Origin of the sequence: Paenibacillus sp. (genome assembly GCF_035645235.1) — a bacterium.
Lineage (GTDB): Bacteria > Bacillota > Bacilli > Paenibacillales > YIM-B00363 > Paenibacillus_AE.
Window position 1 is genome coordinate 1 of record NZ_DASQMZ010000215.1, and the last position, 9826, is coordinate 9826.

Annotated in this window: 9 protein-coding genes; 5 read left to right on the forward strand and 4 right to left on the reverse strand. The window is 61.6% G+C overall.

Features of this window, described 5'->3' with window-relative positions; genetic code table 11:
- Positions 1–307, forward strand: a 307-nt coding sequence (locus VEZ38_RS20450) for a helix-turn-helix domain-containing protein (RefSeq protein ID WP_324896863.1), incomplete at its 5' end; no start/stop codon positions are given.
- Positions 308–423: 116 nt separating this feature from the next.
- Here the strand turns inward: VEZ38_RS20450 and VEZ38_RS20455 are convergent.
- Positions 424–2562, reverse strand: a complete 2139-nt coding sequence (locus VEZ38_RS20455; protein ID WP_324896865.1) for an ABC transporter transmembrane domain-containing protein — start codon at positions 2560–2562, stop codon at positions 424–426.
- 21 nt (positions 2563–2583) lie between these two features.
- Positions 2584–3630: a 1,9-bis(guanidino)-5-aza-nonane synthase gene (locus VEZ38_RS20460; RefSeq protein WP_324896867.1), complete on the reverse strand. Its 1047-nt coding sequence runs from the start codon at positions 3628–3630 to the stop codon at positions 2584–2586.
- 150 nt (positions 3631–3780) lie between these two features.
- On the opposite strand from VEZ38_RS20460, the gene VEZ38_RS20465 reads away from it, so the two are divergent.
- Positions 3781–4446 (forward strand): SET domain-containing protein, encoded by a 666-nt coding sequence (locus tag VEZ38_RS20465; protein ID WP_324896869.1) that lies wholly within the window; start codon positions 3781–3783, stop codon positions 4444–4446.
- A gap of 18 nt (positions 4447–4464) precedes the next feature.
- The gene (locus VEZ38_RS20470; RefSeq protein ID WP_324896871.1) at positions 4465–5064 is read left to right on the forward strand and encodes an SET domain-containing protein; all 600 of its coding nucleotides are present in this window, start codon (positions 4465–4467) and stop codon (positions 5062–5064) included.
- Positions 5065–5117: 53 nt separating this feature from the next.
- Here the strand turns inward: VEZ38_RS20470 and VEZ38_RS20475 are convergent, their stop codons facing one another.
- Both VEZ38_RS20475 and VEZ38_RS20480 read right to left on the reverse strand, forming a co-directional pair.
- Complete coding sequence (locus VEZ38_RS20475; protein WP_324896872.1) at positions 5118–5798, reverse strand: hemerythrin domain-containing protein; 681 nt, start codon at positions 5796–5798, stop codon at positions 5118–5120.
- 15 nt (positions 5799–5813) lie between these two features.
- Positions 5814–6374 carry a cupin domain-containing protein gene (locus VEZ38_RS20480; RefSeq protein ID WP_324896874.1) on the reverse strand — a complete coding sequence of 187 codons (561 nt, stop codon included), beginning with the start codon at positions 6372–6374 and terminating at the stop codon, positions 5814–5816.
- Positions 6375–6509: 135 nt separating this feature from the next.
- Here VEZ38_RS20480 and VEZ38_RS20485 point away from each other — a divergent pair, with 135 nt between their 5' ends.
- Both VEZ38_RS20485 and VEZ38_RS20490 read left to right on the forward strand, forming a co-directional pair.
- Positions 6510–8582, forward strand: a complete 2073-nt coding sequence (locus VEZ38_RS20485) for a LuxR family transcriptional regulator (RefSeq protein WP_324896876.1) — start codon at positions 6510–6512, stop codon at positions 8580–8582.
- Between the two features lie 253 nt (positions 8583–8835).
- Positions 8836–9826: DUF3048 domain-containing protein (locus VEZ38_RS20490; protein ID WP_324896878.1), on the forward strand; the 991-nt coding region annotated here is incomplete at its 3' end.

Genomic DNA, 9826 nt, shown 5'->3' on the forward strand with positions numbered 1-9826 from the left:
TACGCTCGGCATCGTCCGGCAGCTCGGCGCCCGGCTCCGGGAGACGAACCAGCAGGTGCAGGATTTGACGTATTTGAATTCCAAGCAGCGCGTCATGAAATGTTTGCTGCAGCTCTCCTCCCGGCACGGGCGTCGAAGCGCGAAGGCGATTCATCTGCGGCTCACCTTAAATTACGACGAGCTGTCGCAGATGGCGAGCGTCACGAAGCCGGTGCTGTTTCAGGTGTTCAACGAGCTGCAAGAGAAGGGCATGCTCATGTACATCGATAACGAATTCGTGCTCGACCTGAGCAAGCTGAAGTCGTAAACGGCTGCCGCACGCAAAGAAAACCTCCCCGAGTACGCCGGCCCCCTTGTCGCAGGGGACCGGGCGCGGCTCGTGAGAGGTTTCTTTTCGCGGACCGCGATTCGGCGGCATTCCGCTTACCCGCGCGCCTCCGAGAGGATGCGCTGCAGGTCGGGCTCCTTGTCCACGATATGCCGGAACGATTCCCGGCTGAGCGTAATGAACATCGTCGGCGACAGCGACGTGACCGTCGCCGTGCGCGCGACGTTGCGGAGCAGCGCGACTTCGCCGAAGAAATCGCCGTCGCTCAGCACGGCCAGCTTCGTATCCTTGCCGTCGATGACCTTCGACACCTCGACCTTGCCGCGGACGACGATGTAAAATTTGTCGCCTTGATCGCCTTCTTGGATGATCGTCTTGCCGGTCGGGAACGACTCGGTGATGAACAACGGCGCGATCTCCTCGAGGAAGGAGAGGTCGACGTTTTCGAACAACGGGACTTTCTTGAGCTTGGCCGGCTGGATGACGGCGTGAATGCCGTCGTCGCTGATCGAAAAGCCGCTCTGCTTCTCCCACGCGGCCGCGTATTTCCCGCCCTCGACGGCGAGGAGCTCCGGATGCGTGCCTTGCTCGACGAGTCGGCCTTTGTCGAGCACGAAAATCCGGTCCGCGGATTCCGCGGAGGCGAGACGGTGCGTGATCGAAACGACGGTCGTCGTGCGGGCCAGCTTGTAGATCGTCTGATTGACCGCCTCCTCCGTCGCCGGATCGAGCGCGGACGTCGCTTCATCGAGTATGAGCAGGCGCGGGTTGCGCGCCATGGCGCGGGCGATGCCGATCCGCTGCCGCTGCCCGCCGGACAGCCGGCTGCCGCGCTCGCCCGCAAGCGTGTCGTAGCCTTCCGGCAGCGAGAGGATGAAGTCATGAATTTCCGCGGCGCGCGCGGCCCGTTCGACGTCCTCGTCGGTCGCCGCCGGGTTGCCGAGACGAATGTTTTCGCGCAGCGAAATGTTAAACAGGAAGTTGTCCTGAAATACGATACTGATTTGGCTGCGCAATGACTGCTGCGTCACCTTGGCGATGTCGTGCCCGTCATACCGGACGCTGCCCTCGCGCGGGTCGTAAAAGCGCATCAGCAAATTGATGATCGTGCTTTTCCCCGAGCCGCTGGAGCCGACGAACGCGGCGTACGAGCCGTAGGGGATGCGCAAATCGATGTTCGACAGATTGACCTGCTGCGGCGTGTAGCCGAACGTCACGCCGCGAAACTCGATGCCGTCGGACAGCGGCGGCAGCTCGATTGCGTCCGGGGCGTCGGTGACGGCCGGGCGTTCGTTCAAAATTTCGTCGATGCGCTCCATGCCGGCCGACGCCTGCATCATCTGCGGTACGATCCACGTGACCGCCGCCACCAGATTGCTCAGGGTCAGCAAGATCGTACTGAACGCAAGCAGCGAGCCGATAGAGAGGTGCCCGTTGAAGGCGAGCACGGAGCCGATGCAGATCGCGATCAGGTTGAGCACGACGGTGCCGAGATTCGTCGTCCGGTCCACCAGGAACGAGAAGAAATGCGAACGCGACGCTTTGCGAACGTAGCGTTCCATCGACTCGGCGAACTGCCCGTTCACGCGGTCCTGCAGTCCGAACGCCTTGACGACCGTCTGCGCGCCGAGATTTTCTTGGATCGTCCCGGTGATGCCGGCTTGCTCTTCCTTCAGCTCGTAATTGGCGTCGTACGCCCGCTTGCCGAACAGCTTCGGCCCGACCAAGCAGAGCGGGAGCCCCAGCACGGCGACCAGCGCGAGCTGCCATTGCAGCAGGAACAGGACGACGACGTTCAGGAACAAGCCGAGGAAGGACAACAGCACGTAAGGCAGCATCATGACGAAGCTGTCCACGGACGATAAGTCCGAATTAAAGCGAGCGAGCAGATCGCCGGCGCCCCGCCGCGAGAAAAACTCCATGGACATGCTTTGAATGTGGCGGAACAGCTTCTCGTGCATGTCCTTCATCACGTTCGGTCCGATGGAGGCGTAGGTGCGATCCCGCAAGACGCCCATGCCCGCCGCCGCGACGGCGCCGACGAGCAGCGCGCCGAGAATGAGCAGCAGCCATTGGAAGTTTTGCGGAAGAATGGCGTAGTCGACGACGATCTTGAAGCTGACCGGCAGCAGCGTCTCGAACGCGAGCTCGACGAGGAGCGCCGCGACGAGGACGGCGGATGCTTTCTTATAACGCCTAAAGAATGCCGGCAATACCTTGAAAATGTAAAGCATGAAAACCTCCCGGACTTTCGTTTAGGTGGTGCTGCCGACCTGTTGTTTCGCTTCGTCGTACAAACGGGCGTATGACCTCCGCGGCCTGTCGAGGTAAGCCCCTTGGTGATACGCGTAGCCGGCGATCAGCGGGAAAGCCAGCGTCGCCTCGGCATACACCATCTGCTCGCGCGCTTTGTCGACCTTCCCCCAGCTGTGGGCTTCCTTCAAGGTAGAGCCGGACAAGCCGCCGTCGCGTTCGTCCGCCACCGTAATTTGAATCGTATACTTATGCATCTCTACGTCGTACCCGAGCAGCTCCGCCGCGACGACGGTATCCTGAGCGAAGTTTTTCGGCACGCCGCCGCCGACCATGAACAGGCCGGTCGTCCCCGCTTCGACCTTCAGCATCGTCAGCTCGCGAAAGTCCTTCACGCTGTCGATCGCGACGTGCCGATCCGGCCGCTTCCATTGGTGGGCGACCAGCCCGAACCCCGCGGAGCAATCCGAGAAGGCCGGCACGAAGATCGGCACCTCCCGCTCGTACGCGGCTTTGACGACGGACCGGGCGTCCGTCCCGACCTCCGTCAAATACTTGCCCATCTCCCGCAAAAACTCGCGGCTGGAAAACACGCCCGAGCCGATCCGGTCCGCGATGCGCTCGATCGTCTCGTCGCAGACGCGGAGGTCGTTCTCGTCGATGAACGTGTCGTAGATGCGGTCGATGCGGTTCGCCCGCAAATATTCGTCGTCCACGAACGGCGTCCCTTTGTAATGGCGGAAACCGAGCGCTTCGAAAAAGTCCTGATCGACCATCAGCGCGCCCGTCGAGACGATCGCGTCGACCATGTTATGTTCGATCAGATCGACGACGACGTGCTTGAGGCCCGCGCTGAATAAGCTGCCGGCCAAGCACAAAATGACGGAGCAGCCTTCCTCCTTCAGCATCGTCGCGTAAATTTGCGCCGACTCGTATAAATTTCTAGACTGGAACGCCATGTCGCCCATGGCCTCCACATAGGGCACGACATTGTGCGCCTTGATATCGATATGCTTGATTTCGTCCCGCAGCAACTCATGTTTTCCCACGCGCCTACGCCTCGTCTCGTCTCTATGATATATCTCGCCTCTATGATATAAATAGAGAATATCGCAGGAGGAAACTTTTTGGAAGAACAAATCGAATTTCGCAGATCGGTGTCGACAACTTGAGGAAACCATGCTAGGAGCGGAGAGCTTATGATGCACCCGGATACGGAACTGCGATACATCGACGACTCGATCGGCGTCGGCGTATTCGCGACGAAGCGCATCCCGAAGGGGACGATCACGTGGGCGCTGGACGACTTGGACCAGACGTTCCGCGAGGACGAGGTGGCGGCGTTGGACGACGCCCGAAGGAAGCAGGTTTTGAAGTATTCGTTTCGCAACCAAGAGGGATTGTACATCCTCTGCTGGGATCACGGACGATTCATCAATCACAGCTTCCGCGCGAATTGCGTCGGCACGGCCTACGATATTCAAATTGCGGGCCGGGACATCTTGCCCGGCGAACAGCTGTGCGACGATTACGGCATCCTGAACATGGACGAGCCGTTCGATTGTTTTCCGGAGGAAGGGACGGACCGCACCCGGGTGATGCCGGACGATTTGCTCCGGTATTACGAAGTGTGGGACGCCCAGGCGACGGAAGCGTTCCGTTCGTTCGGGCGCGTGGCGCAGCCGCTGAAGCACCTGATCAAGCCGGAATTCGCGGCGAAACTCGATCGCGTCGCGTCGCTCGGGGAACCGATCGACTCCGTCATAGCGACGTACTATGACCGGGACGGCAGGTTTTCCAGCATGGACCCGCGCGTGCGCATTCGGGAGCTGGCGATCGCCGGACGTCCGACGGCGGACCGATAACGAAAGGGGAGCGACGCGATGCTGCATCCGGATACGGAGCTGAGGTTCATCAACGAGACGATCGGCTTCGGCGTCTTCGCGACGAAGCGGATTCCGAAAGGGACGATCACGTGGGCGCTGGACCCGCTCGACCGGCATTTCGCCGAGGCGGACGTGCAGGCGCTCGACGAGCTGCGGAAGGCGTATTTTCTAAAATATTCGTATCGCAACCAGCGCGGGGAATATATTTTGTGCTGGGACTACGGCAAATATATCAATCATAGCTTTCATGCGAATTGCGTCGGCACGGCGTACGAGCTGGAGCTGGCGGCGCGGGATATCGAGGCGGGGGAGCAGCTGACGAGCGACTACGGCACGCTGAACGTCGACGAGCCGTTCGACTGCGAGCCGGAGGAAGGGAGCGAGCGCCGGCAGGTGCTGCCGGACGACTTGCTGCGGTACGCCGATAAGTGGGATCGGCTGGCGGCGGACGCGTTCCGTCGGTTTCGGACGGTGGAGCAGCCGCTGCTGCATCTGGTCAAGCCGGAATTTCTGCCGAAAATCGAGCGAATCGTCGACCTGGGCGAAGCGCCGGATTCGATCCGCTCGTTTCACTACGGCGGGCGCGAGCCGGAATGAAGCGACGACAAGGGCTGTCCCGATGCGTGCGGGGCAGCCCTTGTCGTTGCAGGTCAGCTTGCGGCCGTGGCGTCCAGCCGGCTGCGGAGCGCCTCCCAGTCTCTTGGACTCAGGCGATCCTCCGCCAAGGCGCGAACGGCTTCGTACGCTTCCTTCGGCGCGAATTGCTTCATGCCGCTCAGCATATCGTACCGTTCTTTGAAGGTAAGCGCCGGCATCATGTAGTGCAGGAAAATCATCATAGTCGACGGCGGGATGGACGAGCGAATATTGACGGACACCTCTTTCAGCTGCGCGTCGGTCAAATTCGCCCAAAGGACTTCCGCGCCTTCCCCTTCCTCGCGCTCCAGATGCTGCAGGTACCCCGCGGCGAATCGCGTAAGCCTTCTTCGTACGTCGTACCACAGCTCGGCGCGCCGATCGGCGGACGGCTCGGCCGCGCCCGTCTTCACGAGATCTTGCAGCGCGCGCAGCTCGGCGTCCAACGTCTCGTGCTCCGCTTCCAGCTTCGCCGCTGTCTCAGGGGCGAAGCTCTCGTAGAGATGGTGGACGTGGGCGTCCTCGTCGCGGGAGTGGGACTCCAAAATGATCGCGATCCGGTGAAACTCCTCGGCGAACGCCCGCGTCTCCCGGGCGTCGTCGATATCCATGGCGCCCGCCTGGAAACAAAGGCCGTGCAGCGCGTGTCGCAGACCTTTGTGGACGGGGCCTAACAGGTCGAAACGGTTATGCATCGATCGATTTCCTCCTTACGATGGGCAGTACTTTTTCCGCAGACGTCTTTCCACGCCAAGCCAGCGGGCGACCCGGTACAAGGGGCCGGCCATAAACTTCTGTACGCCGAGCGGGATGCCGACGACGTACGTCTCGCTCAGTCGAAAGAGCACGGCCATCTCCAACGGGTATTTCGGCACGCCCTTCGGCGAGACGCGGCCGTCTCGCGCAAGCCCGTAGGCCATGCGCAGGCACGCCTCGAATTCGCCGGGGGGCCGAAGCTCGACGAGGAACGTTATCGGGGTCGACCCGGGGTTGTAAAACCGATGGTACGCATTCCGCTTGACCGTCGCCTTCTCGCCGGGCCGCAGCTGCAGCTGCCGGCCGTCCAATTCCAAATGCAGCACCCCTTCGACCGCCTCGAAGCTTTCCTCCAATGTCGAATGAAAATGCAGCTCGTTGCCGCCGCCGGGCGACAGCCGAATTTCGAAACGGCCGTACTCGCCTCCGGACTCCTCGGAGGTCACCAGGAACGTAACTTCGTCCCCGATGACCGGGTTTACGATCGTTCGGTCGTGCAACTTCCTTGCCGCCATGAATTCACCCTCTTTCCTTAAGCATCTAACATGTTAATATCACTAGATTACAGGAACGCAATGTCGCCGAACACTATCCGAAAGTAGAAAAGTAACGGTATACTTTTACTCAGGATACAAAGAGGTGGGATGGATATGTCGGAGCGGCTCGGGAGCCGTCTGGACGCTTTAGAAGAGGATTATTTCGTCGGCCGCGCGCAGGAGCTGTTCCGTTTCCGGCAAGCGCTGCGGGGCGAGGCGGGCGAAGCGCGGCTGATCAATGTGTACGGAACCGGCGGCATCGGAAAGAGCACGCTGCTGGATCGGTTCGGGCGGATCGTCGTCGAGGCGGGAGGGCTGTATGTGGCGGTGGACAGCCGCGAATTCGCGCATACGCCGGAAGGACTGTGCGCGGCGCTCGACCGGAAGCTGGCGGCCGCGCTCGGCGGCGCCGCGACCGGGGGGGCTCCCGACGAGCGGAGCGTCGCCGGCCGGATCAACGGCGAGGCGGAGCGCCGGATCGCGGCGATCGCGTTCGACACGTTCGAGGAAATGGGGGATCTCGAGCATTGGCTCCGGGAATCGTTCTTTCCGATGCTGCACGGCGAAGTCAAGCTGATCGTGGCGGGGCGCACCTCGCTGCAGGGCAAGTGGCTTACTTCGCCCGCATGGCGGAGCGTCACGATGCGAATGCCGATCGGGCAGCTGCGCCCGGAGGAAGTGAAGGCGTATCTCGAGAAGCACGGTTGTACGAACGAGAAGCACGCGAACGCGATCGTCCTCCGGTCGCAGGGTCATCCGCTCACGTTGTCGCTCGCGATTCACTACGTCCAGCTCGATGTCGGCGCGTCCGACGATGCGTTCTCTCCCGAGAACGATACGGAATTTCTAAGGTTTCTCTCCGAGCGATGGCTCAAGGAGGTGCCGGAATCGCTGCGGGAGTTGACCGAAGCGGCGTCGGCGCTGCGCTGCTTTAATCAGGAAATTTTGTCGGAGGCGCTCGATCGGCCGGTCGAAGCGTCCGATTTCGATCGGTTGATTTCGCTGTCCTTCGTTCGCGCGACGGAGAAAGGCTGGATGCTGCATGACGTGATGCGCGACACGGTAGGCGGGCTCGTGCGCCTTCGCGCGCCGGAGACCCACCGCCTCAGGCAAGCGCGCGCCGTACGCTATTATTACCGCAAGATCGTCGGCGCCGGCCGCCGGGAGGCAATGACGTGGGAGATGGCGGAGCTCATCGCGTACTTGGGGGGCTCGACCGTCAAAGCGTACATGCATAAGCCCTCCTCGTTCCAGCCCTACTATACGGAGCCGCTCACCGCCGCGAACCTGGAGGAAGCCGAGCGCTATATGCGGGATTGGACGGCGAAGGCGGACGCCTATCACGAGATGTGGAGGGACCCCGACACGGGCGAGCAGATCGACCTCTCCTTCCATATGAAGGTGGAGCTGCCCGTCATTCGGAGCCTTCGGCTTCCGGAGCTGCTTCGGCTGGACGCGGAAGCGATGCGCTTGTTCCGGTCGGCGGACGGGGAGCTCGCCGGGTTTACGGTCATGATCCCGATCCATGAAGGTACGGTGGAGGAGCTGCGGCGTATGCCGTATTCCAAGGCGTTCTTCGAGAGCCGGACCGAAGCGGAGCTCGCCGCGCTGCGAACCCCTCGGGAACAGCCGGCCGGGTGGTTTATTCGAGCGGTAAATATTAAGGTGCAGGGAGATCCGCGCGGGACGTACACCGCGTTCCAATCGATCTTCTCCCTCCTGCTGCGCGGCGGGCTGATCGTCGTGTCTCCGCCGCCGGTCCCTTTGTTTCAGGGCGTCTTTCAAGGGCTTGGCTTCGAGCAGGTGCCCGGCGTCGTGCACACGGATTACGACGGAACGACGCCGACGCCGACGTTCCTGCTCGACACGCGGGGGAATCGACTGGGGACGTATTTGCGGGGACTCGTCGCGGAGAAAGCGTCCTTCGATGCGCCCCCTGCGGCGGAGACGACGTACCGAACGATTCCCGCCTTGTCGGCCAGGGAGCAGGAGGTAGCGGAGCTCGCGGCGGAAGGGCTGTCGAACGCGGAAATCGCGGAGCGTTTATTCGTCAGCGAAGTGACCGTGAAGAAGCATTTGACGTCCGCGTTTCACAAAACCGGCGCGCGCAATCGCGTGACGCTGGCTAGGCTGCTAAGGAACGGGGAAGAGGTCGAGGGCGGGGCGGCGGGCGACCGGGAGTCATGATCGCGCTCGCATCGACATGGAACGCCAAGGCGGTCATCCGCTTTCGCTCTCGAAGCGCCGCATGTGTCGACTGCTGCGGCATAAGCGTTCTGCGCGCCGGGTTCCCCATTATTTCCCCGGAAATCGACAGCATCCGAGAGCATCTTTCGGGCGATTCCCGAAAAAACGGTTACAGATTTCCATTCCTCGTTTACAATAATAGGATAGATTGATAGCCAGCAAGAACTTCATACGCTAAAGAGGTGAGCCAGCAATGAACGTCCGATTCCTTGCCGTCGCGACCGTATCGATGTCGCTCCTGCTGTCGGCGCTCGCGGGCTGCGCGCCGGAAGCCGCGCCCGTCGCCGAAAGCCCGGTTTCGGAGACGCCGGCCGAAGAAGATACCGCGGCGCCCGTAGAGGCGGAACCCGAGCCCGAACCGGCGGACTTGCCGTTCGTATTTCCGCTGACCGGCTTGCCGACGGAGGAACGAACGACGGATCGGCCGATCGTCGTCATGGTCGAGAATTCTCCCGCAGCCCGGCCGCAGACCGGATTGCATGAGGCCGACTTCGTTTACGAGGTGCTCGCCGAAGGCGACATTACAAGATTTATAGCCGTCTACCAAAGCGTGAAATCCGAAGAGATCGGACCGGTTCGCAGCATCCGTCCCTACTTCGTCGAGCTCGGCATGGCCGTCGACGGCATCTTGGTTCACGCAGGCTGGAGCCAGGAAGCGATGAATTTGATGGCCAAGCATAAGTGGAATCACCTGGATCAGGTGTACGGAGACCACGAATATTACTGGCGCGACAAATCTCGCAAGGCGCCGCATAATTTGTATACGAGCGTCGAGCTCATCCGCAAAGGCGCCGAGGCGCGCAAGTTTCGCGCGGAATGGACGGATCCGGTGCTCACGTTCGCCCGTTCGGACGCGGACGGGGCGGCGGAAGCGAGCGCGGGCGTCGGCACGGTCGTCGGCGGCGAGGCCGCGACGACGGTTACGATACCTTACATACAAGGCTACACGGTTGGCTATGAGTATGATGCTGGGTCGAAAGCGTACTTGCGCACGATGAAAGGGGAGCCGCATCTCGACAAGAAATCGGGTACGCGGCTGACCGCGGCGAACGTCCTCGTCGTGGAGGCGCCGCACCGGATCGTCGACAGCGTCGGGCGCCGCGAGGTGGACGTGAACGGACCGGGGAAGGGCGTTCTTCTGCAGGGCGGTTATAAGCGGGAAGTCATCTGGGAGCTGAAAAACG

Bases quoted from the DNA above. Each gene is read 5' to 3' on its own strand.
- VEZ38_RS20475 (WP_324896872.1), bottom strand. From the start codon at position 5,798: ATGCATAACCGTTTCGACCTGTTAGGCCCCGTCCACAAAGGTCTGCGA.
- VEZ38_RS20485 (WP_324896876.1), top strand. From the start codon at position 6,510: ATGTCGGAGCGGCTCGGGAGCCGTCTGGACGCTTTAGAAGAGGATTAT.
- VEZ38_RS20470 (WP_324896871.1), top strand. From the start codon at position 4,465: ATGCTGCATCCGGATACGGAGCTGAGGTTCATCAACGAGACGATCGGC.
- VEZ38_RS20480 (WP_324896874.1), bottom strand. From the start codon at position 6,374: ATGGCGGCAAGGAAGTTGCACGACCGAACGATCGTAAACCCGGTCATC.
- VEZ38_RS20455 (WP_324896865.1), bottom strand. From the start codon at position 2,562: ATGCTTTACATTTTCAAGGTATTGCCGGCATTCTTTAGGCGTTATAAG.
- VEZ38_RS20465 (WP_324896869.1), top strand. From the start codon at position 3,781: ATGATGCACCCGGATACGGAACTGCGATACATCGACGACTCGATCGGC.